The organism is Enterobacter sp. SGAir0187 (genome assembly GCF_002952735.2).
Taxonomy (GTDB): domain Bacteria; phylum Pseudomonadota; class Gammaproteobacteria; order Enterobacterales; family Enterobacteriaceae; genus Enterobacter; species Enterobacter quasiroggenkampii.
The window spans coordinates 798,443-820,559 of record NZ_CP025034.2 but is presented as its reverse complement, the minus strand read 5'-3'; the positions used below and the strand labels follow the sequence as shown (position 1 = coordinate 820,559).

Here is a 22,117-nt window from a genome sequence, read left to right as displayed (position 1 = left end):
AGGGAAGAGTCATGGCAATTCAGTTCCGTCGTAGTGCGTTATGCGCAGGCATTGCCGCGCTGTTCGCTTCTGCATTCTCCGCCTGGGGCGCGGATGTTCCACAGGTCAAGGTCACCGTCAACGACAAGCAGTGTGAGCCGATGACCCTCACGGTGAACAGCGGTAAAACCCAGTTTATTATTCAGAACCACAGCCAGAAGGCGCTGGAGTGGGAGATCCTGAAAGGCGTTCTGGTGGTGGAAGAGCGTGAAAATATCGCCCCTGGCTTCAGCCAGAAGATGACCGCCAACCTGCAGCCGGGCGAGTATGAGATGACCTGCGGTCTGCTGACCAACCCGAAAGGGAAGCTCATCGTCAAAGGTGAAGCGACGGCTGATGCGGCGAAAGGCGCTGCGGTGCTGAGCCTGGGCGATGCAATTACCGCGTATAAAGCGTACGTCACGAAAGAGACGGCGGATTTGGCAGCGGCAACCAAAGCCTTTACCGATGCGGTGAAGGCCGGGGATATCGAAAAAGCGAAATCTCTCTATGCGCCAACCCGTCAGCACTACGAGCGCATCGAGCCGATCGCCGAGCTGTTCTCTGACCTTGATGGCAGCATCGATGCCCGTGAAGATGATTTCGAGCAGAAAGCGGCCGATCCGAAATTCACCGGTTTCCACCGTCTGGAGAAAGCCCTGTTTGGCGATAATTCTGCCAAAGGGATGGAGAAGTATGCCGACCAGCTGAACAGCGACGTGCTGGAGCTGCAAAAGCGCATCAGCGAGCTGGCCTTCCCGCCGTCAAAAGTGGTGGGCGGTGCGGCCGGGCTGATTGAAGAAGTGGCCGCGAGCAAAATCAGCGGCGAAGAAGATCGCTATAGCCATACCGACCTGTGGGACTTCCAGGCAAACGTCGACGGCGCGCAGAAAATTGTTAACCTGCTGCGTCCTCAGCTGCAGAAAGAGAACGGCGAACTGCTGGCCAAGGTGGATGCCAACTTCAAAAAAGTCGACACTATTCTGGCGAAGTACCGCACCAAAGACGGGTTTGAAACCTACGACAAGCTGACCGACGCTGACCGTAACGCGCTGAAAGGCCCGATTACCGCCCTGGCGGAAGATCTCTCCCTGCTGCGTGGCGTACTGGGTCTGGACTAAGCACGATGAATAAGCATAGCGAGAACGACGTGGTTGAGCCTTCACGTCGTCGGTTGTTAAAAGGGGTAGGGGCGCTGGGGGGCGCGCTTGCTCTGGCTGGCGGGTGTCCGGTAGCGCATGCGGCAAAACCGCAAAGCGCGCCCGGCACGCTGTCACCCAATGCCCGCATGGAGACGCAGCCGTTTTATGGCGAGCATCAGGCGGGCATCCTGACGCCGCAGCAGGCGTCGATGATGCTGGTGGCCTTTGATTCGCTGGCCAGCGATAAAGCCGATCTGGAACGTCTGTTCCGCCTGCTGACGACGCGCATCGCGTTTCTTACCGCCGGTGGACCAGCGCCCGATACGCCGAACCCGCGTCTGCCGCCAATGGACTCCGGCATTCTGGGGCCGTTTATCGCCCCTGACAACCTGACCATTACCGTTTCGCTGGGGGAATCGCTGTTTGATACACGCTATGGGCTGGCAAAACAGAAGCCGAAAGCGCTGCAGAAAATGACGCGTTTCCCGAATGACTCGTTGGACGCTGCGCTGTGTCATGGCGACCTGCTTCTGCAAATTTGTGCCAACACCCAGGATACGGTGATCCACGCCCTGCGCGACATCATCAAGCACACGCCGGATTTACTAAGCGTGCGCTGGAAGCGGGAAGGATTTATCTCGGACCACGCCGCCCGCAGCAAGGGGAAAGAGACCCCGGTGAACCTGCTGGGCTTCAAGGACGGCACGGCTAACCCGGACAGCCACGATAGCGCGCTCATGAAGGAGGTGGTGTGGGTCACTGCCGACCAGAATGAACCGGCATGGGCGGTGGGTGGCAGCTATCAGGCGGTGCGGATTATTCAGTTCCACGTGGAGTTCTGGGACCGCACGCCGCTGAAAGAGCAGCAGACGATCTTCGGTCGTGATAAGCAAAGCGGGGCTCCGCTCGGCATGAAGAACGAGCATGATGTGCCCGACTACGCCAGCGATCCGAATGGCGATGTAATTGCGCTGGACAGCCATATTCGTCTGGCCAATCCGCGCACCAAAGAGACGCAGTCGAGCCTGATGATGCGTCGGGGATACAGCTACTCGCTCGGCGTCACCAATTCCGGTCAGCTCGATATGGGGCTGCTGTTCGTCTGCTATCAGCACGATCTGGAAAAGGGCTTTCTGACCGTGCAGAAGCGGCTCAACGGCGAAGCGCTGGAAGAGTACATTAAACCCATCGGCGGCGGCTATTTCTTTGCCCTGCCAGGCGTGCGCGACAGCAACGCGTATCTCGCTCAAGGTCTTATTGAAGCCTGATAATTGTCCCTGCGACGATTCGCAGGGACATTATTTTTTCATATGACTATCCTGCTGTTATATTTCTGTAATATTTCTATATGAGACTGATTTCAACTGTAGGGACAGTCCTAAAAGTTGCATTCAGGTAAAATAAATGTTGCATTTATGATAACTCCTGATGTACTTAAGATAAGACAGCGGTAGTTCCCGGCAGTGATGCTGAATCACTATGGAGATCGCGAATGGTTGCGTCCTGTACTGGACAAGGTAAACATAACAACCGCAGCACCCGGCGCGGAGGCTCAGACTCCGGCAGCGATTTCCTCACCACTAAATTTTCCCCCCTCCCTCAAGAATCTGATTCGACCGACGTGCAGAACGGTGCGCGTAGCTGTTCCGTATCGTCATCCGATAGTGCAAGCAATGGCTTACAAGGAAGCCAACCCTCTGATGTTCGTGCGCATAATCGTGCCGACGCTGGCGCGTGTGATGAATACCAACAACTCAAGGTGCTATCCATGGGAAGACAAAAAGCAGTGATCAAAGCTCGTCGCGAAGCAAAACGTGTGCTGAGACGGGATTCACGTAGCCATAAACAGCGTGAAGAAGAATCGGTCACCTCGCTTGTGCAGATGAGTGGCGTAGAAGCAATTGGCATGGCCCGTGACAGCCGTGATAATTCTCCAATTGTGGCGCGCAATGAGGCTCAGGCGCACTACCTGAATGCTATCGAGAGTAAACAGCTCATCTTTGCAACCGGTGAAGCCGGATGCGGGAAAACCTGGATCAGTGCAGCCAAAGCGGCGGAAGCGCTGATCCATAAGGACGTGGAGAGAATCATTGTTACCCGTCCGGTACTGCAGGCTGATGAAGATCTCGGCTTCTTGCCCGGTGACATTTCGGAGAAGTTTGCCCCGTACTTCAGGCCCGTCTACGACGTGCTGGTGAAGCGACTGGGTGCATCCTTCATGCAGTACTGCCTGCGGCCAGAGATTGGCAAGGTGGAAATCGCGCCGTTCGCCTATATGCGCGGACGTACATTTGAAAATGCGGTCGTCATTCTTGACGAGGCTCAGAACGTGACCGCTGCGCAAATGAAGATGTTTTTAACGCGCCTCGGGGAGAACGTGACGGTTATCGTTAACGGCGATATTACCCAGTGTGACCTGCCGTCCGGCGTGAAATCCGGACTGAGCGACGCCATGTCACGTTTTGAGGAAGATGAGATGATTGGGGTGGTACGCTTCACCAAAGAGGATTGCGTGCGCTCGGCGCTCTGCCAGCGCACGCTGCAAGCGTATTACTGAGTTTGCTGTTGCGTTCAAGGCCCGGGAAACCGGGCTTTGTTTTTTGTGCGGGCATGTCGTCGGGTGGCGCTGCGCTTACCCGACCTACAATACCCGTAGGCCTGGTAAGCGTAGCGCCACCAGGCATAAAGAGCGCAGGGAGTCTCAAGGTTCGAATCCCCAGGTGCGATCCAAAAGAAAAAAGCCCGTACTTTCGTACGAGCTCTCATCTCGAATATGGCGGTGAGGGGGGGATTCGAACCCCCGATACGTTGCCGTATACACACTTTCCAGGCGTGCTCCTTCAGCCACTCGGACACCTCACCATATTGTTTTGCTGCCTGACCGCTTGGGGGGCAACGGGGCGCTACTATAGGGAGTTGCGCTGACACGGTCAAGCAGATTTTCAGCTTTAGTGCCTGTTCGGTTAAGCAATAATCAGCTCCACGGTTTTAACGCCGTGGAGCAGGGGATTAACGCTGTGAATCGAGCACTTCGCTGTTTTTAACCACTTCCTGCGCTTTGCTGTAGCTTTCGATCAGCAGCTGATAAGCCGGGAAGATGTGGGTGTACACTTCCGCCCACTCCGCTGCATCTTCACGGTTCCATGTACGCTGGATCTCAGAGGCCACCGCCGCCGTATCCATCGGGACCACGCCCGCCTGTACAACGCGCGCCAGCGTGATCTCCTGCGCCATTTTGCTGTAGGTGCCGGAGGCATCAATCACCGCAAACACTTTATACCCATCAGCCACCGCGCTGATAGACGGGAAGGCCATGCAGACGCTGGTGATGGTGCCCGCAATGATCAACGTTTTACGCCCGGTGGCTTTTACCGCCGCCACGAACTCCGGGTTATCCCAGGCGTTGATTTCGCCTTTACGGGCAACATATTGCGCATGCGGCGCGTTGGCGTGGAGCTCCGGAATAAGCGGTCCGTTTGGTCCTTGTGGGACGGACGCGGTGGTGATCACCGGGATCTTCGCCAGGGTTGCGATTTTTGCCAGCGCTGCCGCACGGGCACGCAGTTCCGGCATGGGCATATCCCCAACGGTCTGGAACAGACCGCTCTGGTGATCGATAAGCAACATCACCGCATCGTTTACATCGATGGCCGGACGGGTTCCGTTAAAATTCGCAGGTGTAGACATCTTCTTCTCCTTTATTTCGTTCAGATCTGGCCGAAGCGGCCGGAATTGAAATCACGAATGGCTTCGTTGATTTCGGTTTTACTGTTCATCACAAACGGGCCGTAGCCCACAATTGGTTCATTCAGCGGCTCACCGGCCATCAGCAGCAATTTCGCGTCGCTGTTCGCTTCCAGATGCAGCTTTTCACCGCTCTGACTTAGCACAACCAGCTGCGCTTCACCCGCTGACGTGGTGCCGTTCACCGTTACGCTGCCCTCAAGTACCACCAGCGCCGTGCTCCAGCCTTCGGGCTGGTTGAGCGTCAGATGGCTGCCCTGGTTAAGCGCGATGTCCCAGACGTTCAGCGGTGAGAAGGTATGGGCCGGGCCGGTCACCGTGTCGTAGCGACCGGCAATAACCCGCAGCGTTCCACCATTGTCAGGCAGCGTCACCACCGGGATGTCGGCTTTCGTGATGCTCTGGTAGCCCGGTGCGGCCATCTTGTCTTTCGCCGGTAGGTTGACCCAAAGCTGCATCATTTTGAGTTCCCCGCCTTTCTGCGAGAACGCGCTGGAGTGGAACTCCTCGTGCAAAATGCCAGCGCCTGCGGTCATCCACTGCACGTCGCCGGGCCCAATCACACCGCCTTTCCCCGTGGAGTCGCGATGCTCCACTTCACCGGCATAGACGATAGTGACCGTCTCAAAACCCCGGTGAGGGTGTTGGCCGACGCCACGTTTCGCACCATCTGCCGGAAAGGTGTATGGACCCGCATAGTCCAGCAGCAGGAACGGGCTGAGCGGCTCGCCGTGCGTCTGATAAGAGAACATTGAACGGACCGGGAAACCATCGCCCACCCAGTGCTGACGTGGAGCGGTATAAACGCCAGTGATGTTTTTCATGATTAACTCCTGATGTTCTGTTGATGTAATTAGCTTATATTCAGGGTTAATATCCCGGTAGATAGTGAAAATGGCATTCACTGTTCTGAAAATAGAACGATGAGGATTTATGCAGGATCTCAATGACTTCGTCTGGTTTGTGAAGGTTGTGGATTACGGTGGCTTTGCGGCGGCGGGAAGGGCGCTTGATTTGCCGAAGTCCAGGCTAAGCCGCCGGATTGCGCAGCTGGAAGAGCGTCTCGGTGTGCGGCTCATCCATCGAACAACCCGGCAGTTTACGGTAACCGAGGTCGGCCAGACGTTCTATCAGCACTGTAAAGCGATGATGGTTGAGGCGGAGGCCGCGCAGGAAGCCGTGGCGGCACTGCAGGCTGAACCGCGCGGTGTCGTCAGGATCACCTGTCCCGTCACGTTACTGCACGTCCACGTGGGTCCGATGCTGGCGCGGTTTATGGCGCGCTACCCCGGGATTAATCTCCAGCTTGAGGCCACCAATCGTCGGGTCGATCTTGTTGGCGAAGGTATTGATGTGGCTATCCGCGTGCGTCCGCGTCCGTTTGATGACAGCGATCTGGTGTTAAGGGTGCTGGCTGACAGGGGGCATTGCCTGGTGGCAAGTCCGCAGTTGATTGAACGTATGGGTAAACCGCGAATGCCTTCCGAGCTCAGTGAATGGCCTGGATTAAGTATGGGGGCCGGTAAACAGGTGCATAAATGGGAGCTCAGTGGTCCAGAAGGGGCGAAAGCGGAGGTCCACTACGCACCGCGCTTTATTACCACCGACATGCTGGCACTGCGGGAAGCAGCGATGGCGGGCGTGGGCGTTGTACAGTTGCCGATATTGATGGTGAAGGATCAGCTTGCGTCAGGGGAACTCGTACGGGTGCTGGACGCGTGGGAACCCCGACGGGAAGTGATTCACGCGGTTTATCCTTCGCGGCGCGGCATGCTGCCGTCGGTCAGGACGCTGGTGGATTTTCTGACTGAAGAGTATGCGAAGATGGTGGAGGAGTAGCTTTTTGTAGGTCGGGTAAGCGCAGCGCCACCCGACATAAAGAGCGCAGGGAGCTTCAAGGTTTGAATCCATTTGACGCCGATCAAAAAGAAAAAAGCCCGTACTTTCGTACGAGCTCTCATCTCAAATATGGCGGTGAGGGGGGGATTGACTCGCTTCGCTCGCCCTGCGGGCAGACTGTTCGCTACGCTCTCAGTCTGTCCAACTGGCTGCGCCAGTTGTCGAACCCCGGTCGGGGATTCTCATCCCCCCGCAGGTGTGCAACATGCGAAAAAAAAGCCCGCATTTTCATGCGAGCTCTTCTTTAAATATGGCGGTGAGGGGGGGATTCGAACCCCCGATACGTTGCCGTATACACACTTTCCAGGCGTGCTCCTTCAGCCACTCGGACACCTCACCATATTGTCATCCCGTTGTTGACGGGACGGGCGCTAATGTAAGGAAAAGCCGAACTGCCGTCAACTCACTTTTTCAGTAATTTAGCGCGTTTAGACAAACTTCAGGCAACATGATTCTTAAATGTGCTGAAAGCGTCTTTTTTATCAACAACACAGCCGTGCAATAAATTTGTTATGCTGACAACCTCGTTAAAAAACAAAATAAATCAGCGCAATAAAAGGCAGGAATGACTATGGATATACTTTTCTATCACCCCACGTTTGATACGGCCTACTGGATCGAGGCGCTCACGGCGGCATTACCCGGAGCACGTGTTCGCGAGTGGAAGCGTGGAGATAACGAACATGCTGACTATGCGCTGGTCTGGCATCCTCCGGTCGAAATGCTCCAGGGTCGCAAGCTAAAGGCCGTTTTTGCCCTTGGGGCGGGCGTGGATTCCATTCTCAGCAAGCTGAAGGCGCACCCTGACATGCTGCCGGAAGCGATTCCCCTGTTCCGCCTGGAAGATACCGGAATGGGCCAGCAAATGCAGGAATATGCCGTCAGCCAGGTGCTGCACTGGTTCCGCCGCTTTGATGACTATCAGGCATTTAAACAGCAGGCCCACTGGGAGCCGCTGCCGGATTACCGTCGTGAAGACTTTACCATCGGCATCCTCGGCGCGGGCGTGCTGGGCTCAAAGGTGGCTGAAGCCCTCGCACCGTGGGGCTTTCCGCTGCGCTGCTGGAGCCGCAGCCGCAAAGATTATCCGGGCGTCGAGAGCTTTGCCGGCACGGATGAGCTTCCGGCCTTTCTGAACGGCACGCGCGTGCTGATCAACCTGTTGCCCAATACGGCGGAAACGGTCGGTATCATCAATGAAGGCTTGCTCAACCAGTTAGCCGATGAGAGCTACCTGATGAACCTGGCGCGCGGGGTGCATCTGGTCGAGTCCGATTTGCTGAAGGCGCTGGACAGCGGAAAGCTAAAAGGCGCCATGCTGGATGTCTATAGCCGTGAGCCGCTGCCGGTGGAAAGCCCGCTGTGGGCACATCCGCGCGTGGCGATGACCCCGCACGTGGCCGCCGTGACGCGTCCGGCAGAAGCGGTGGCGTACATATCCCATACCATCAGCGAAATGGAGAAGGGTAACGCGGTCACCGGCCAGGTCGACAGACAGCGCGGCTACTGAGAGAAACCCGGCGTTCGCCGGGTTTTTGCTAATATTCGCCGCTGATAACTGCTATCCTTTGGAAAAACCGCAGAGGAGAGAGAGATGTATCCCGTTGACCTGCATATGCACACCGTCGCCAGTACCCACGCGTATAGCAACCTCCATGATTATATCGCCCAGGCGAAGCTTAAGGGGATTAAGCTGTTCGCGATCACCGATCATGGCCCGGACATGGCGGATGCGCCGCACTACTGGCACTTTGTGAATATGCGGATCTGGCCGCGTCTGGTGGACGGCATTGCGATACTGCGCGGCATCGAGGCGAATATCAAAAATACCGATGGTGAGATTGACTGCACCGGCCCGATGCTGACGTCTCTGGACCTTATCCTCGCCGGTTTCCACGAGCCGGTTTTTGCACCTCAGGATAAAGAGACCAACACCGCGGCGATGATTGCCACCATTGCCAGCGGCAATGTGCACATTATCAGCCATCCCGGCAACCCGAAGTACCCGATTGATATTCAGGCTGTCGCACAGGCGGCAGCGAAGCACCGCGTGGCGCTGGAGATTAACAACTCCTCCTTTGTTCACTCGCGTAAGGGCAGTGAAGCCAACTGCCGCGAAGTGGCTGCCGCCGTCCGCGATGCGGGCGGCATGGTGGCGCTGGGTTCGGATTCCCATACAGCCTTCACGCTGGGCGATTTCAGCGAGTGCCTGAAGGTGCTGAATGACGTTAACTTCCCGGAAGCGCAAATCCTGAACGTCACCCCGCGCCGCATGCTCGATTTCCTCGAATCGCGCGGCATGGAGCCGATTGCCGAATTTGCCGATCTTTAATTGTGTAATGGAATAATAAAAATGAACGAGTTTTCCATCCTTTGCCGCGTGCTGGGTACGCTCTATTATCGCCAGCCGCAAGACCCGCTGTTGGTTCCGCTTTTTACGTTAATTCGTGAAGGTAAACTGGCGGAGAACTGGCCGCTGGAACAGGATGATTTACTGGCGCGTCTGCAAAAAAGCTGCGACATGCAGCAGATTGCGACCGATTACAATGCGCTGTTCGTCGGTGAAGAGTGCCGCGTTTCGCCATACCGTTCTGCCTGGCAGGAAGGGGCGACGGAAGCGGAAGTCCGTGCTTTCCTCTCCACCCGCGGTATGCCGCTAAGCGATACGCCAGCCGATCATATCGGTACGCTGCTGCTTGCTGCCTCCTGGATCGAAGACAACGCCGGGGATGATGAGAACGAAGCCATCGAAACCTTGTTCGAAACGTACCTGCTGCCGTGGGTCGGCACATTCCTTGGGAAAGTAGAAGCCCACGCCGCCTCGCCATTCTGGAGAACGCTGGCACCGCTGACCCGCGACGCAATTGCGGCGATGTGGGATGAGCTGGAAGAAGAGAACGAAGAGTGATTTGGATCACATAAATCCTGCAACGCCGCATTTCAATTTGCACATAATGTGCTTCTGATCGCATTTCTATGGTGCGCTTCTGCTAAGATGCGCGCCATGAACATATTACTTTGTATCGCAATAACGACGGGCATTCTCTCCGGACTTTGGGGATGGGTTGCCGTGTCTCTCGGATTGCTCAGCTGGGCCGGTTTCCTCGGCTGTACCGCCTATTTCGCCTGTCCGCAGGGGGGCGTCAAAGGGCTCTTTATCTCAGGCTGCACGCTGATGAGCGGCGTTATCTGGGCGCTGGTGATCATGAAAGGCAGCGCGCTGGCGCCGCAGCTGGAGATGCTGGGGTACATCATGACGGGCGTTGTTGCCTTCCTGATGTGTATCCAGGCTAAGCATCTCCTGCTTTCGTTTGTTCCGGGAACCTTTATCGGGGCGTGCGCGACCTTTGCAGGGCAGGGTGACTGGAAGCTGGTCGTTCCTTCTCTGGCGCTGGGATTGCTGTTTGGCTATGCCATGAAAAACAGCGGCCTATGGCTGGCGTCGCGGCGGGAAAAAGCGCAAAACATCACGGCGGTGAGCGAATAAAAAAAGGCGAGATAATCATCTCGCCTTTTTTATGCGCTTCCTGTCAGGATTCCGGAGGGACTGACATATCGCGGTATTTCACCAGTATCGGGTTCTGCACGTCTGCTTTGTTTTGCAGATCCCACAGCCCGCGGTCTATACCGTCGTTGATTAAGAAGATCACGCCGGTTTCAATGGCTGACATCAGACACATCATGACCGGCTCGTTAGAGGTGTAACCAATTTCACCTTCCAGCAAACGCTGGTAATCGATGAAGCGGAATACACCTGCCTGAACTTCATAGGACAGTATGGTTTTGCTGGTGTTCACCGAAGAGAGCACTTCGCCTGTACTGACGTTGACCACACGCAGGTTAACGGCGATCTGGTCAAGCTGGTATTGGGTATCCGCGCCGATACCGAAGTACCGCGCGCCCGCACCACCCGATTTAACGTTACTTTCGTAACCAATAATCGATCCTTCAATCATCACGTTTGCTGCCGCCAGAGATTCCAGAGGCGTGCGGTTATTGGCCGCGACGGTACCATTCTCCTGTGCGGCACGAATGATTTTGCGTTCATTCAACAGGTTCTGAAGACCCTGACGTTCCAGCGGAATAAACCAGTGCGAATCCTTGAGTGCGGTAACCAGCATCGCGGTGGCGCTTTGCGGCACGGCCGTGGAGAAGTTACTTGCCGGGTAAGGTTTGAATTGCCCGGTTTCATCCTGAATGTTGTATACGGAGACAAATATTTTCCCCGTTGGAGCAGGTAAATGCGTTAAATCACGATAACTCTGGGCCCGAGGCATTAATGTTGGTTTTGCAGCTTCTTTAGGTGGAGCAGTTAAACAACCGCTCAATAAGCACACTGCAACAAATATCAGGAAGCGCTGCATGATCGTTGTCCTTATTTAGCTATTGTTTAAAAGTCAGTTGAATTACTTTGAAGACCGGAAACCTGAATGGTGGATATTCTTCCGGTTTTACGATCGGTCACGTTCAGCTGAAGCTGTCCATCAGTGTTGGCGATATCAACGATAAAATCGTTGGTCACCATCCGGCCGGGTTTACCGGTATTAATGTTGGTTAATAGCCCGCCTAAAATCTGCGACTGGATAGCCTGAGTGAAGTTGTCCAGGGCGGATGGGGTATCAATGCTAAAATCCTTTAAGCTTGGATCCTTATAGGAGTTTTGCGCCTGAGCCTCATTCAGCAAAAACGCACCGTTGTTAGGGTTACCGCCAAAGTTAGGGTTCCGGAACTGAAACGTCATGTTTCCGGCCCAGCTTATGGGTGTTATAAGCATTATCGAAACAACTGCATATGCAATACGCATGACAGCCTCCGCATATCGGTTCGCTAGAACTCGTCTTTTGCTAAATCGCTGGTGCTTAATAGGGCTTTATCTATTTGCAGGCGATTAATAGCGTCTTCTGATTGTGCCAGTGCTAAGGCTACGTTTTTATCGAAGTCCATTTTTGTGGGGAATAAAAACGTTTGATAAATAACGTACTGATTGGCCGTTATTGTTATCCAACTTCCCCATCGTGCACTGGGCCGCTCGTTGATTGTTATATTTCCGGTATAAGTACTGTCCCATTTGTCACTGAAGGCCCGGTAAAAACTGTGCCCGACCGATGAGACAGTGTGGTCTGTTAACAATCCGGGAACTTCGACCTCGACGGCCTTCAGATTCCCTGCAGCGAGCAGGAAACTCGCTGCGGCGATCCAACTCAACGTGCGTTTCATGTGATTAACGCCTGAGGTTATCGTTAGCCCACGAAACCGCCTGAGTTCGGTTTTTTACAGCTATCTTCTTGAAAAGATTATAAAGGTGCGTCTTTACCGTATTTTCGCTGATAAATAACGAACGGGCGATTTCAATATTTGAAGCACCAATGCGTAACTTATTCAGGATCTCTTTCTCACGGTGCGTGAGCAGTGCTGACTCTGAGCTGTTATAGCGATAATTTCCTGAGTGTGTAATGAGATAGCTTGCAAGCTTTTGCGAAAAATAACACTCGCCGCGCAATATACCTTGCAGGCCCTCAACCACCCGGTCTTCTTCTTCCGTGACGTAGAACACGCCATTGATATGCGGCCAGCTTTCAATATCTCTGAAGGGATATTCGTCAGGTGTATTCAACAATAGCACGCGGATATTATTGTTTTTCCTGCTTAAAATATCCTGCCAGTAATGGATAAGCTTCTTATCAGCTTCCATCATATCGAACAGAATGATGCTGCCAGGGGCAATATCATCAAAAGAACGTTGAATATTATGCAATTTCCCGTTCAGTGATAAAGATTGCTTTAAATGTTGTAATAACGCTGTCGCTTGCAAAGAAGGTTTTGTGATCAACAGTAATGTATGACCATGTAAACTATGGACTTCATTATACATGATGAAACCCCACTTTTTTTGGCACCTGGCAGCTGCCCTCCTGTTTATTAGAGGACACCAGAAGTACTGACAGATGTTGCACTGCTGTGTGTAGAATCAGACCATAACCTCCACAGGGAGGTAAATATAAAACCAATTTCGTACATCTAATTTCAATCTAGCTTTTACGAAGTTTAAAGCAAGTGTTAAACATGTAACTGAATGTAAAAATAAATATTAATTTGTGAAATTGGCTTGTGATGAATGGCGAGAAATGATGAGAAAGTTGTACATATTAATTGATATGCACAGATTTTAAAAATCATACAAATATTTATAACTGCTTAATTTATAAGATTATTTATAATTTTTATGAAACGATAATTAAGTATGAGTTACAGGTTTTTTCTAAGTCCAGGAATGAGCCGTGGTCTGGCTTAAGAAAAGAGGGGTTGTGTCACGCACTGAGAAAAAATGTTCTTCAGCCGTTACGTTTAAACACCCCGGGAAGACCTGTGGACAGCCTTCGCCTCGCTGTACAACCCTTTCGCAAAACACATGTAATAAAAAATATAAGCTGGCCTGAATAAAGTGTTTTTTGATGTAAATTACGACTTTGTGGTGATCTGAAAAATAAAAATAAGCCGCGCGGGTGAGATATTTAAAATGTTTCAGCGGACATACTCTTCACCGTAACGACGCGTTAACACAATACGAATCGTTTTTACAAGTTACACGGTTATACGGTTATGGCGTGATTCAATAACCAGGTCCAGGGTGACAACATGAAATACACATCGTTATTTATGGTGTTTACATTACTGGGTGCGCCTGGATTTGTAACCGCAGCGAATTCAGATTTAGCCAATCCTGAATATAACTTTGCGGTTAACGAATTAAGTCTTTCATCACTCAATCAGGCAGCCATTATTGGTCAACAGGGTGTTTTCAATGACGCTCAGGTTCGCCAGGAGGGTTCAAAACTCTTGTCCATTGTTTCCCAGGATGGGGCAGGTAACAGAGCGAGAGTTGATCAATCAGGGGGTTACAATATTGCCTGGATCGATCAGAGCGGTAACGCGAATGATGCAGGTATTACGCAAGATGGATACGGTAATAGCGCGAAAATTATCCAGAAAGGGTCGGGTAATAGAGCAAATATTACGCAGTACGGTACGCAGAAAACCGCAGTTGTAGTGCAGAAACAGTCGCAAATGGCGATTAACGTTATTCAACATTAGCGCATTCGCGACGACTTTAATCAATCCGATGGGGGTTTACCATGAAATTTCTCAAAGTGGCAGCGCTTGCAGCAATCGTAGTTTCTGGTAGTGCTATGGCGGGTTCTATTAATCAGGGCGGCTGGGGTCATGGACATGGTCATGGCGGATACAGTGGCCCAAATTCAACCCTGAATATTTATCAGGACGGTGGCGGTAACTCCGCGGTTGCTCTGCAGACAGACGCCAGAAATTCTGTGCTGAATATTACCCAGAAAGGTGGCGGTAACGGCGCTGACGTTGGTCAGGGTTCTGATGACAGTAAAATCAACCTGAGCCAGAAAGGATTTGGCAACAGTGCAACACTTGATCAGTGGAACAGTAAAAAATCTGTTATGAACGTTAGCCAGTCCGGCGGCTTTAACGGTGCCCTCGTAGACCAGACTGCTTCTAACTCTACTGTCAACGTTACCCAGATCGGCTTCGGTAACCACGCGACAGCTCATCAGTACTGATACTGAAATCTGTGCTACAAAAAAACAGGGCTGATGCCCTGTTTTTTTTCGGGAGTTCATCATGAATACCTTAATTCTTCTCGCCGCGCTTTCCAGCCAGATAACCTTCAAAACGTCGCAGCAGGAAAATATGACCACTATTATTCCGCAGGTCACTCTGGCGCAGCCGTGTGATTGTCAGGTTCAGATTGTTTCCGTTCGGGAAGGGCAGGGGGGACAAAGTTCGTCCCGACAGCAAAATACCCTTTTTATACCCGCTAATCAGACGATTGATTTAATGCGCCTGAGTTTAAATATTAACGCAGGAGACACGGTAAAAATCGTGGTCACCGTCTCAGATGGAAAATCGCTTCATTTATCACAACAGTGGTCGCCAGCGGGAAGTTCGATCTAAACATTCATGGAATCAATGATTTGCGAATGTGGCGGGTCTGCACCGTTGAGCTATGCTGATATCAGGGACCAGGTCATTATGTTCCTTAACGTGAGACTTCGTTTGTCATAATGAAGTGCGTTTACCCCTCAAGGACGATTTTCATTGAGGAGTACCTATAATGAACCACTCTTTCGCTCGACTCTTGACGGGGCTGGGCCTGATCGTGTCTGTTTTTAGCCTCCCGGTTTATTCCGCAACCATTGTGAACGGTGGCGTCATTCATTTTCGCGGTGCCATTGTTGCCGACCCCTGTGAAGTTTCGCCGCAGCAGAGACAGTTTGCCTTGTCCTGCCCGGATAATAATCGTATGCAAACGCGCATGGTCAGCTATGAAGAGGCGCTTAATGGCCACGTGTCCGATTCGAACCTGGCATCGCTGCGCATGAAATACCTCAACCCTGAAAAAACGCTCGCGGTTGTCGAAATACAGTATCGATAACGCTCTCTCTTCCGCTTTGTGCGGAAGAGGATTTTTTCTGATAGTTTTTTCTCCCGGGCAGCCCTGCGATACACTTAAGAAAAAGGCGGGTTGCAGAGGGGCTTTATGAAACCGCAAATTGAAGTTATTCATGGCGATATTACGACCATGCATGTCGACGTCATCGTCAATGCGGCCAATCCCTCCCTGATGGGGGGAGGCGGTGTGGACGGGGCTATCCACCGGGCTGCCGGACCGCAGCTGCTGGAAGCCTGCAAAACCGTTCGGCAACAGCAGGGCGAATGTCCTCCCGGCCATGCGGTCATTACGCTTGCGGGCAATCTGCCTGCCAGAGCGGTAATTCACGCCGTAGGGCCCGTCTGGCATGGCGGGGACCAGCACGAAGCGAGTATTCTGGAAGAGGCTTACCGGAACTGTCTGCGGCTGGCTGCCGACAACGGCTATAAAACAATGGCGTTTCCGGCCATCAGTACCGGTGTGTATGGCTATCCTAAGGCGGCTGCCGCGACGATTGCCGTCGAAACCGTTTACCGCTACCTGTCGTTAAAACCGATGCCTGAGAAGGTTATCTTTGTCTGTTTCGACGAAGAAACTACCCACCTTTATCAACGGTTGCTGACCCAGCGCGGGCAGGAACTGGACACCTGAAGAAAGCGCGGCGCACTCAGTGCGCCGCGGTTATTTATGAGGCTTTTACCTGTGGTTTTCCTGAAAAGAGGAAACGCAGGAGCGGGATCCGCAGATGGATTTCATAGAGCACGATCGCAATCCCCACGACAAACACCAGACCGGTAAAGAACCCCAGCGTGTTGGAGGCGATATGCGGGGTGATATAAGCCCCGAAGAAAAGCGTTAACGGGTGATGCACCAGATAAATAAACAGCGAAGCATTGACGAAGTAGGTCACGCGGCTGGACTTAAAGTTCAGCAGGCGGTGGCCGAGCGCGAATACCACGTTCACCATCCACAAACCCAGCAGCATGGTGATCACGCTTTCCGTTTCGTACATCCAGGCGTCGCCGCTGCCGTAGCGCTGATTCAGCAGATAGGCTGCGAACGCGAAGGCCGCACCTATCGCGCACCACGGTGACGGAGTGGTAAACAGTGCTTTCAGCTTCGGATAAATAAACGCCAGCGCGCCGATTAAAAAGAACGGGATGTAGAACAGCGACTGCATCACCACGAAATTAAAGAGCCCGTCGCTTAAAATCGGCGAATAGACGATAAGCAGGGTCCGTCGCACGGCGGCATAAGCGATCCCCAGCAGCAAGAAGAGCACCGACAGTTTGCCCATCGTAACGTTGGCGAAAAAGGCGTCTGCTGTCGAACTCAGGTGGTGGCGCAGGCGGCTAAAAATGAACAGACTCACCGTGGTGAGCACCACCAGGACCAGCAGGAACCACAGGTGAGACACCAGTTCCCAGACCAGCGTGTTGTACTTTTCATACAGCGAGAGATTCGGCCAGTGCTCCGCCTTGCCTTTAACGTACTGCAACATGATGAACTGAGGCAGCGTCAGCAGCGGAATCGAGGTCAGCATGGGGATCCCCACGCGCTCGACGCGCACCTTCCACCAGCGTTTAAGCGGGTATCGCAGAAACAGCATGTAAGAGAAATAGCCGGAGATGACAAAAAACACCTGCATACGGAAGGCGTGAATAAAATCATTAAACAGCGTCAGCCACCAGGAGGGCATCTGGCTATTCACATGCCAGGTGTGGCTGGAGTAAATCAGTGATATGTGAAAAGGGATCCCCAATAGCATCAGCCATGCCCGGATCGAGTCGAGGAAATATTCACGTTCTGTTGGTGTTGTGCTCATATAACGTTGTGCATTCTCAGACTTTTCGTCTTATCCCTAAGACTCATAATGGTTACATTCGAAAGCAACCCTACACCAAGACCGACACCCTGTCTCCAGGATAAGCACGCAAAGTGAATAATGGGTTCTTTCATTTGCTTAATCCATGAGCCAGCAGCTGAACAAAGCAGTGATAATGTTGTCGGATTGCCTGAGTTTCCATTAAAATGGATCGGATCGATATAAGCACACAAAGGGGGAAGTGCTTACTTATTATGAAACATAAACCACAGATGATGAAAATGCGTTGGTTAGGTGCTGCAGTGGTGTTATCACTGTATACCTCATCGGCACTGGCCTTTAACATCGACGATGTCGCAAAACAGGCAAAATCGATGGCGGGCAAGAGCTACGAAGCGCCGAAAAGTAACTTGCCCTCCGTTTTCCGCGATATGAAATACGCGGACTATCAGCAGATCCAGTTCAATCACGACAAAGCCTACTGGAGCAACATCAAGACCCCGTTCAAGCTTGAGTTTTATCATCAGGGTATGTATTTCGACACGCCTGTTGCCATCAATGAAGTGACGGCGACAGCGGTTCGTAAGATTAAGTACAGCCCGGATTACTTCAATTTTGGCAATGTGCAACACGACAAAGATACGGTGAAAGACCTGGGCTTCGCAGGCTTCAAGGTGCTTTACCCGATCAACAGCAAAGATAAAAACGACGAAATCGTCAGCATGCTTGGTGCCAGCTATTTCCGCGTGATTGGCGCGGGGCAGGTATACGGGCTTTCTGCGCGTGGACTGGCTATTGATACCGCGCTGCCATCAGGTGAAGAATTCCCACGTTTCCGTGAGTTCTGGATTGAACGTCCAAAACCAACGGACAAACGTCTGACCATTTATGCGCTGCTGGATTCTCCGCGTGCGACCGGTGCCTATCGCTTTGTGATCATGCCGGGTCGTGACACGGTGGTTGACGTGCAGTCTAAGGTTTACCTGCGTGATAAAGTGGGCAAACTGGGCGTTGCGCCATTGACCAGCATGTTCCTGTTTGGGCCGAACCAGCCGTCACCGGCCACCAACTTCCGCCCGGAACTGCATGACTCCAACGGTCTGTCTATTCACGCCGGTAACGGCGAGTGGATCTGGCGTCCGCTGAACAACCCGAAACATCTGGCGGTGAGCAGCTTCGCAATGGAAAACCCACAAGGTTTTGGCCTGCTGCAGCGTGGTCGTCAGTTCTCCCGCTTTGAAGATCTGGACGACCGCTATGACCAGCGCCCAAGTGCCTGGGTCACGCCAAACGGTGATTGGGGTAAAGGTAAGGTCGAGCTGGTAGAAATTCCAACCAACGACGAAACCAACGATAACATCGTCGCTTACTGGACACCGGATCAACTGCCGGAAGCCGGTAAAGAGATGAACTTCAAGTACACCATTACCTTCAGCCGCGACGAAGATAAGCTGCATGCGCCGGATAACGCGTATGTGATGCAGACTCGCCGCTCAACGGGTGATGTGAAGCAGTCTAATCTTATCCGTCAGCCTGACGGTACCGTGGCCTTTGTCGTGGACTTCACAGGCCAGGATATGAAAAAACTGTCACCGGACACTGCCGTTGCCGCTCAGGCCAGCATCGGTGATAACGGTGAAATCGTTGAGAATACCGTGCGTTACAACCCGGTAACCAAAGGCTGGCGTCTGACCCTGCGCGTGAAAGTGAAAGATCCGAAACAGACCACTGAAATGCGTGCAGCGCTGGTCAGTAACGATCAGCCACTGAGTGAAACCTGGAGCTATCAGCTACCTGCCAATGAATAATACATCTGAATATATTGATGCCATGCCGCTGACGGATATCGAAAAAGCGGCACTGCCTAAGAGCGACATCCGCGCGGTTCACACCGCGCTGGATGGTGAACATCGTCAGTTTTCCCGTGATGATGATACGCCGCTGGGGTCAGTAAAGGCACGTCTGGAGCAGGCCTGGCCGGACTCGCTGGCAGAAGGGCAGTTGATTAAAGACGACGAAGGACGCGATCAGCTTCAGGCGATGCCGAAGGCCACGCGTTCCTCAATGTTTCCCGATCCATGGCGCACCAACCCGGTGGGCCGCTTCTGGGATCGCCTGCGCGGGCGTGATGTGACGCCCCGCTATCTGTCACGCCTGACGAAAGAAGAGCAGGCTTCCGAACAGAAATGGCGTACCGTGGGGACCATCCGTCGCTACATCCTGCTGCTGCTGACGCTGGCGCAGACGGTCGTCGCGACCTGGTATATGAAAACCATCCTGCCTTATCAGGGCTGGGCGTTTATCAACCCGACGGACATGATGGGCCAGGATCTCTGGGTCTCCTTCATGCAGCTGCTGCCGTACATCCTGCAGAGCGGCATCCTTCTGCTGTTCGCGGTTCTCTTCTGCTGGGTCTCGGCCGGTTTCTGGACCGCGCTGATGGGCTTCCTGCAGCTGCTGATGGGGCGTGACAAATACAGCATTTCGGCGTCAACGGTCGGGGATGAACCCCTCAATCCTGAGCACCGTACCGCGCTGATTATGCCTATCTGTAACGAAGACGTTGACCGCGTGTTTGCGGGCCTGCGTGCCACCTGGGAGTCCGTAAAGGCGACCGGCAACGCGGAGCATTTCGACGTCTACATCCTGAGCGACAGTTACAACCCGGATATCTGCGTGGCGGAACAAAAAGCGTGGATGGAGCTGATTGCGGAAGTGCAGGGCGAAGGGCAGATCTTCTACCGTCGCCGCCGCCGTCGTGTGAAGCGTAAAAGCGGTAACATCGATGACTTCTGCCGTCGCTGGGGTAATCAGTACAGCTATATGGTCGTGCTGGATGCGGACTCCGTCATGAGCGGTGACTGCCTGAGCGGTTTGGTGCGTCTGATGGAAGCCAACCCGAACGCGGGTATCATTCAGTCTTCGCCAAAAGCCTCCGGTATGGACACGCTCTATGCGCGCTGCCAGCAGTTCGCCACCCGTGTTTACGGGCCGCTGTTTACGGCGGGTCTGCACTTCTGGCAACTGGGTGAATCGCACTACTGGGGTCACAACGCCATTATCCGCGTGAAGCCGTTCATTGAACACTGTGCGCTGGCGCCGCTGCCGGGCGAGGGTTCGTTTGCCGGTTCTATTCTGTCGCATGACTTCGTGGAAGCGGCGCTGATGCGTCGTGCTGGCTGGGGCGTCTGGATTGCCTACGACCTGCCGGGATCGTACGAGGAGCTGCCGCCGAACCTGCTGGACGAACTCAAGCGTGACCGCCGCTGGTGTCACGGTAACCTGATGAACTTCCGCCTGTTCCTGGTGAAAGGGATGCACCCGGTTCACCGTGCAGTGTTCCTGACGGGCGTGATGTCTTATCTCTCCGCACCGCTGTGGTTTATGTTCCTTGCGCTCTCCACTGCGCTGCAGGTTGTCCATGCCCTGACGGAGCCGCAATACTTCCTGCAACCACGGCAGCTGTTCCCGGTGTGGCCGCAGTGGCGTCCAGAACTGGCGATTGCGCTGTTTGCCTCCACCATGGTGCTGCTGTTCCTGCCTAAGCTGCTCAGCATCATCCTGATCTGGTGCAAAGGCTCGAAAGAGTACGGCGGTTTCTTCCGCGTGACCCTTTCACTGCTGCTGGAAGTGCTGTTCTCCGTGCTGCTGGCACCTGTGCGTATGCTGTTCCACACTGTGTTCGTGGTCAGTGCGTTCCTGGGTTGGGAAGTGGTCTGGAACTCACCGCAGCGTGATGACGACTCCACGCCGTGGAGCGAAGCCTTTATGCGCCACGGTTCTCAGCTGCTGCTGGGTCTGGTGTGGGCGGCCGGGATGGCATGGCTGGATCTGCGCTTCCTGTTCTGGCTGGCGCCGATTGTCTTCTCGCTGATCCTGTCGCCGTTTGTCTCCGTGATCTCCAGCCGTTCGACGGTGGGGCTGCGGACCAAACGCTGGAAGCTGTTCCTGATCCCGGAAGAGTATTCCCCGCCGCAGGTGCTGGTGGACACCGATCGTTATCTCGAGCAGAACCGCAATCGCACGCTGGATGACGGCTTTATGCACGCCGTGTTTAACCCGTCATTCAACGCCCTGGCAACGGCGATGGCCACCGCGCGCCACCGTGCCAGCCAGGTGCTGGAGATTGCCCGCGATCGTCACGTTGAGCAGGCGCTGAACGAGACCCCGGAAAAACTCAACCGTGACCGTCGTCTGGTCCTGTTGAGCGACCCGGTCACGATGGCGCGTCTTCACTACCGCGTGTGGTCCGCTCCGGAGAGATACTCTTCGTGGGTAAACTACTATAAAGAACTGAAGCTGAATCCGCTGGCGTTGAAGGCTAAGTAAGTGGTTAAGTAGGGCGGGCGCGCGAAGCGCCACCCGCCAAATAAAATACCGGCTTAATCGCCGGTATTTTTTTAAAGGTTACTCATGAGAATAATCATCGCCGTTCTGATGGCATGCCTGCTCAGCGGCTGCGGCAGCATCATCAGCCGCACCATTCCAGGGCAAGGCCACGGGAATCAGTATTACCCGGGCGTGAAATGGGATCTACGTGACTCCGCATGGCGCTACCTCACCGTGCTGGACCTGCCATTCTCGCTGATTTTCGACACGCTGCTGCTGCCGATCGATGCCAGCCACGGCCCTTACGAGTAGCGTAAATTAACGCTCGTCCCACTCATCGGCTGCGGTTTGACCTTCTTCCGTATCGAGCGGTGGCTCGAGCTGAAATTCGCCTTCATCCCACTCGTGCAGGGTGTTCTCTTCCAGCCATTCCTGCCGCAGCTCGATTTCATCGTAGTCACCGTCAAAGACGGCCTGCGCACCTTCTCCGCTCAGGACCGGCAGGCATTCCCCTTCTTCACCTTCATCGGCAAAGAATTCGGCCTGCCACATAATATCCCCATCCTGCAGAACGTATTTTTGGATATTAAGTTGTTGCACGTCAGCATCTTCTTCTTCAACGCCGGGGTTGTCGGCGAGGAACTCTTCACGAGCGGCATCAATAGCTTCTTCCAGCGTGGCGTACATGGTCATTGGTGTCTC

General features: G+C 53.6%; 24 protein-coding genes, 2 tRNA genes and 1 other RNA gene. 16 read left to right on the top strand and 11 right to left on the bottom strand.

The window, feature by feature from the left end; genetic code table 11:
* Positions 1-11 precede the first annotated feature (11 nt).
* The 3 genes from efeO to phoH all read left to right on the top strand — a co-directional run bounded on the left by efeO (position 12) and on the right by phoH (position 3,717).
* A complete protein-coding gene (gene efeO, locus CWR52_RS04025) occupies positions 12-1,139 on the top strand; it encodes an iron uptake system protein EfeO (protein ID WP_045908300.1) in 1,128 nt (375 codons plus the stop codon).
* A gap of 5 nt (positions 1,140-1,144) precedes the next feature.
* Complete coding sequence (gene efeB, locus CWR52_RS04020; protein WP_104948896.1) at positions 1,145-2,428, top strand: iron uptake transporter deferrochelatase/peroxidase subunit; 1,284 nt, start codon at positions 1,145-1,147, stop codon at positions 2,426-2,428.
* A gap of 500 nt (positions 2,429-2,928) precedes the next feature.
* Positions 2,929-3,717, top strand: coding sequence for a phosphate starvation-inducible protein PhoH (gene phoH, locus CWR52_RS04015; protein WP_024908976.1), 789 nt, complete (start codon positions 2,929-2,931; stop codon positions 3,715-3,717).
* 217 nt (positions 3,718-3,934) lie between these two features.
* On the opposite strand, the gene CWR52_RS04010 is transcribed toward phoH, so the two are convergent.
* The 3 genes from CWR52_RS04010 to CWR52_RS04000 form a co-directional block, all read right to left on the bottom strand.
* Positions 3,935-4,022: transfer RNA gene (locus CWR52_RS04010), tRNA-Ser, on the bottom strand.
* 147 nt (positions 4,023-4,169) lie between these two features.
* Positions 4,170-4,847, bottom strand: coding sequence for an isochorismatase family protein (locus tag CWR52_RS04005; RefSeq protein ID WP_104948894.1), 678 nt, complete (start codon positions 4,845-4,847; stop codon positions 4,170-4,172).
* Between the two features lie 20 nt (positions 4,848-4,867).
* Entirely contained in the window at positions 4,868-5,728 is an 861-nt protein-coding gene (locus CWR52_RS04000) for a pirin family protein (RefSeq protein ID WP_104948893.1), read from the bottom strand.
* A 109-nt stretch (positions 5,729-5,837) separates the two neighbouring features.
* On the opposite strand from CWR52_RS04000, the gene CWR52_RS03995 reads away from it, so the two are divergent.
* The gene (locus tag CWR52_RS03995; protein WP_104948892.1) at positions 5,838-6,743 is read left to right on the top strand and encodes a LysR family transcriptional regulator; all 906 of its coding nucleotides are present in this window, start codon (positions 5,838-5,840) and stop codon (positions 6,741-6,743) included.
* 130 nt (positions 6,744-6,873) lie between these two features.
* Here CWR52_RS03995 and CWR52_RS03990 read toward each other — a convergent pair.
* A non-coding RNA gene (locus CWR52_RS03990) (RtT sRNA) lies at positions 6,874-7,010 on the bottom strand.
* 44 nt (positions 7,011-7,054) lie between these two features.
* A tRNA-Ser gene (locus tag CWR52_RS03985) sits at positions 7,055-7,142 on the bottom strand.
* 232 nt (positions 7,143-7,374) lie between these two features.
* On the opposite strand from CWR52_RS03985, the gene ghrA reads away from it, so the two are divergent.
* The 4 genes from ghrA (at position 7,375) to CWR52_RS03965 (ending at position 10,290) form a co-directional block, all read left to right on the top strand.
* Positions 7,375-8,313, top strand: coding sequence for a glyoxylate/hydroxypyruvate reductase GhrA (ghrA, locus tag CWR52_RS03980; RefSeq protein ID WP_104948891.1), 939 nt, complete (start codon positions 7,375-7,377; stop codon positions 8,311-8,313).
* Positions 8,314-8,397: 84 nt separating this feature from the next.
* Positions 8,398-9,135 (top strand): phosphatase, encoded by a 738-nt coding sequence (locus CWR52_RS03975; protein WP_104948890.1) that lies wholly within the window; start codon positions 8,398-8,400, stop codon positions 9,133-9,135.
* A gap of 21 nt (positions 9,136-9,156) precedes the next feature.
* Complete coding sequence (locus CWR52_RS03970) at positions 9,157-9,711, top strand: TorD/DmsD family molecular chaperone (RefSeq protein ID WP_023618606.1); 555 nt, start codon at positions 9,157-9,159, stop codon at positions 9,709-9,711.
* 96 nt (positions 9,712-9,807) lie between these two features.
* Positions 9,808-10,290 carry a DUF1097 domain-containing protein gene (locus CWR52_RS03965; RefSeq protein ID WP_213014346.1) on the top strand — a complete coding sequence of 161 codons (483 nt, stop codon included), beginning with the start codon at positions 9,808-9,810 and terminating at the stop codon, positions 10,288-10,290.
* Positions 10,291-10,333: 43 nt separating this feature from the next.
* On the opposite strand, the gene csgG is transcribed toward CWR52_RS03965, so the two are convergent.
* From csgG to csgD, 4 genes are read right to left on the bottom strand one after another with little or no spacing between them, the layout of a single operon-like run.
* A complete protein-coding gene (gene csgG, locus CWR52_RS03960; RefSeq protein WP_021240792.1) occupies positions 10,334-11,167 on the bottom strand; it encodes a curli production assembly/transport protein CsgG in 834 nt (277 codons plus the stop codon).
* Positions 11,168-11,193: 26 nt separating this feature from the next.
* On the bottom strand, positions 11,194-11,607 hold the full coding sequence (gene csgF, locus CWR52_RS03955; RefSeq protein WP_023311106.1) for a curli production assembly/transport protein CsgF: 414 nt from the start codon (positions 11,605-11,607) through the stop codon (positions 11,194-11,196).
* 23 nt (positions 11,608-11,630) lie between these two features.
* Positions 11,631-12,020, bottom strand: a complete 390-nt coding sequence (csgE, locus tag CWR52_RS03950) for a curli production assembly/transport protein CsgE (protein WP_008500845.1) — start codon at positions 12,018-12,020, stop codon at positions 11,631-11,633.
* Between the two features lie 4 nt (positions 12,021-12,024).
* Positions 12,025-12,675 carry a biofilm master transcriptional regulator CsgD gene (gene csgD, locus CWR52_RS03945; RefSeq protein WP_021240790.1) on the bottom strand — a complete coding sequence of 217 codons (651 nt, stop codon included), beginning with the start codon at positions 12,673-12,675 and terminating at the stop codon, positions 12,025-12,027.
* Positions 12,676-13,439: 764 nt separating this feature from the next.
* Here csgD and csgB point away from each other — a divergent pair.
* From csgB to ymdB, 5 genes are all read left to right on the top strand, one after another.
* Positions 13,440-13,895: a curli minor subunit CsgB gene (gene csgB, locus CWR52_RS03940; protein ID WP_048027369.1), complete on the top strand. Its 456-nt coding sequence runs from the start codon at positions 13,440-13,442 to the stop codon at positions 13,893-13,895.
* Between the two features lie 41 nt (positions 13,896-13,936).
* Positions 13,937-14,389: a curli major subunit CsgA gene (gene csgA, locus CWR52_RS03935; RefSeq protein ID WP_063621360.1), complete on the top strand. Its 453-nt coding sequence runs from the start codon at positions 13,937-13,939 to the stop codon at positions 14,387-14,389.
* 61 nt (positions 14,390-14,450) lie between these two features.
* Complete coding sequence (csgC, locus tag CWR52_RS03930) at positions 14,451-14,783, top strand: curli assembly chaperone CsgC (RefSeq protein ID WP_104948888.1); 333 nt, start codon at positions 14,451-14,453, stop codon at positions 14,781-14,783.
* A 160-nt stretch (positions 14,784-14,943) separates the two neighbouring features.
* Entirely contained in the window at positions 14,944-15,264 is a 321-nt protein-coding gene (locus tag CWR52_RS03925) for a type 1 fimbrial protein (RefSeq protein WP_104948887.1), read from the top strand.
* Between the two features lie 105 nt (positions 15,265-15,369).
* On the top strand, positions 15,370-15,912 hold the full coding sequence (ymdB, locus tag CWR52_RS03920; protein WP_104948886.1) for an O-acetyl-ADP-ribose deacetylase: 543 nt from the start codon (positions 15,370-15,372) through the stop codon (positions 15,910-15,912).
* 34 nt (positions 15,913-15,946) lie between these two features.
* On the opposite strand, the gene mdoC is transcribed toward ymdB, so the two are convergent.
* Positions 15,947-17,086 (bottom strand): glucans biosynthesis protein MdoC, encoded by a 1,140-nt coding sequence (gene mdoC / locus CWR52_RS03915; protein WP_104948885.1) that lies wholly within the window; start codon positions 17,084-17,086, stop codon positions 15,947-15,949.
* 254 nt (positions 17,087-17,340) lie between these two features.
* On the opposite strand from mdoC, the gene mdoG reads away from it, so the two are divergent.
* The 3 genes from mdoG to CWR52_RS03895 all read left to right on the top strand — a co-directional run bounded on the left by mdoG (position 17,341) and on the right by CWR52_RS03895 (position 21,727).
* The gene (gene mdoG / locus CWR52_RS03905; protein WP_021240787.1) at positions 17,341-18,894 is read left to right on the top strand and encodes a glucans biosynthesis protein MdoG; all 1,554 of its coding nucleotides are present in this window, start codon (positions 17,341-17,343) and stop codon (positions 18,892-18,894) included.
* Positions 18,887-21,415, top strand: a complete 2,529-nt coding sequence (gene mdoH, locus CWR52_RS03900) for a glucans biosynthesis glucosyltransferase MdoH (protein WP_045908288.1) — start codon at positions 18,887-18,889, stop codon at positions 21,413-21,415. Before mdoG ends, mdoH begins: the two co-directional genes overlap by 8 nt.
* Positions 21,416-21,499: 84 nt before the next feature.
* Positions 21,500-21,727 (top strand): YceK/YidQ family lipoprotein, encoded by a 228-nt coding sequence (locus tag CWR52_RS03895; protein WP_104948884.1) that lies wholly within the window; start codon positions 21,500-21,502, stop codon positions 21,725-21,727.
* 6 nt (positions 21,728-21,733) lie between these two features.
* Here the strand turns inward: CWR52_RS03895 and CWR52_RS03890 are convergent, their stop codons facing one another.
* Positions 21,734-22,108 (bottom strand): MysB family protein, encoded by a 375-nt coding sequence (locus CWR52_RS03890; protein ID WP_008500834.1) that lies wholly within the window; start codon positions 22,106-22,108, stop codon positions 21,734-21,736.
* Between the last annotated feature and the right edge of the window lie 9 nt (positions 22,109-22,117).

What these genes read in the sequence shown, in the direction of transcription:
- csgB (WP_048027369.1), top strand. Translation starts at nt 13,440, where the DNA reads ATGAAATACACATCGTTATTTATGGTGTTTACATTACTGGGTGCGCCT.
- CWR52_RS03925 (WP_104948887.1), top strand. Translation starts at nt 14,944, where the DNA reads ATGAACCACTCTTTCGCTCGACTCTTGACGGGGCTGGGCCTGATCGTG.
- efeB (WP_104948896.1), top strand. Translation starts at nt 1,145, where the DNA reads ATGAATAAGCATAGCGAGAACGACGTGGTTGAGCCTTCACGTCGTCGG.
- CWR52_RS03970 (WP_023618606.1), top strand. Translation starts at nt 9,157, where the DNA reads ATGAACGAGTTTTCCATCCTTTGCCGCGTGCTGGGTACGCTCTATTAT.
- CWR52_RS03965 (WP_213014346.1), top strand. Translation starts at nt 9,808, where the DNA reads ATGAACATATTACTTTGTATCGCAATAACGACGGGCATTCTCTCCGGA.
- efeO (WP_045908300.1), top strand. Translation starts at nt 12, where the DNA reads ATGGCAATTCAGTTCCGTCGTAGTGCGTTATGCGCAGGCATTGCCGCG.
- csgC (WP_104948888.1), top strand. Translation starts at nt 14,451, where the DNA reads ATGAATACCTTAATTCTTCTCGCCGCGCTTTCCAGCCAGATAACCTTC.
- csgA (WP_063621360.1), top strand. Translation starts at nt 13,937, where the DNA reads ATGAAATTTCTCAAAGTGGCAGCGCTTGCAGCAATCGTAGTTTCTGGT.
- CWR52_RS03890 (WP_008500834.1), bottom strand. Translation starts at nt 22,108, where the DNA reads ATGACCATGTACGCCACGCTGGAAGAAGCTATTGATGCCGCTCGTGAA.
- csgF (WP_023311106.1), bottom strand. Translation starts at nt 11,607, where the DNA reads ATGCGTATTGCATATGCAGTTGTTTCGATAATGCTTATAACACCCATA.
- ghrA (WP_104948891.1), top strand. Translation starts at nt 7,375, where the DNA reads ATGGATATACTTTTCTATCACCCCACGTTTGATACGGCCTACTGGATC.
- ymdB (WP_104948886.1), top strand. Translation starts at nt 15,370, where the DNA reads ATGAAACCGCAAATTGAAGTTATTCATGGCGATATTACGACCATGCAT.
- mdoH (WP_045908288.1), top strand. Translation starts at nt 18,887, where the DNA reads ATGAATAATACATCTGAATATATTGATGCCATGCCGCTGACGGATATC.
- CWR52_RS04000 (WP_104948893.1), bottom strand. Translation starts at nt 5,728, where the DNA reads ATGAAAAACATCACTGGCGTTTATACCGCTCCACGTCAGCACTGGGTG.
- CWR52_RS03995 (WP_104948892.1), top strand. Translation starts at nt 5,838, where the DNA reads ATGCAGGATCTCAATGACTTCGTCTGGTTTGTGAAGGTTGTGGATTAC.
- phoH (WP_024908976.1), top strand. Translation starts at nt 2,929, where the DNA reads ATGGGAAGACAAAAAGCAGTGATCAAAGCTCGTCGCGAAGCAAAACGT.
- csgE (WP_008500845.1), bottom strand. Translation starts at nt 12,020, where the DNA reads ATGAAACGCACGTTGAGTTGGATCGCCGCAGCGAGTTTCCTGCTCGCT.
- CWR52_RS04005 (WP_104948894.1), bottom strand. Translation starts at nt 4,847, where the DNA reads ATGTCTACACCTGCGAATTTTAACGGAACCCGTCCGGCCATCGATGTA.
- mdoC (WP_104948885.1), bottom strand. Translation starts at nt 17,086, where the DNA reads ATGAGCACAACACCAACAGAACGTGAATATTTCCTCGACTCGATCCGG.
- CWR52_RS03975 (WP_104948890.1), top strand. Translation starts at nt 8,398, where the DNA reads ATGTATCCCGTTGACCTGCATATGCACACCGTCGCCAGTACCCACGCG.
- mdoG (WP_021240787.1), top strand. Translation starts at nt 17,341, where the DNA reads ATGAAACATAAACCACAGATGATGAAAATGCGTTGGTTAGGTGCTGCA.
- csgD (WP_021240790.1), bottom strand. Translation starts at nt 12,675, where the DNA reads ATGTATAATGAAGTCCATAGTTTACATGGTCATACATTACTGTTGATC.
- csgG (WP_021240792.1), bottom strand. Translation starts at nt 11,167, where the DNA reads ATGCAGCGCTTCCTGATATTTGTTGCAGTGTGCTTATTGAGCGGTTGT.
- CWR52_RS03895 (WP_104948884.1), top strand. Translation starts at nt 21,500, where the DNA reads ATGAGAATAATCATCGCCGTTCTGATGGCATGCCTGCTCAGCGGCTGC.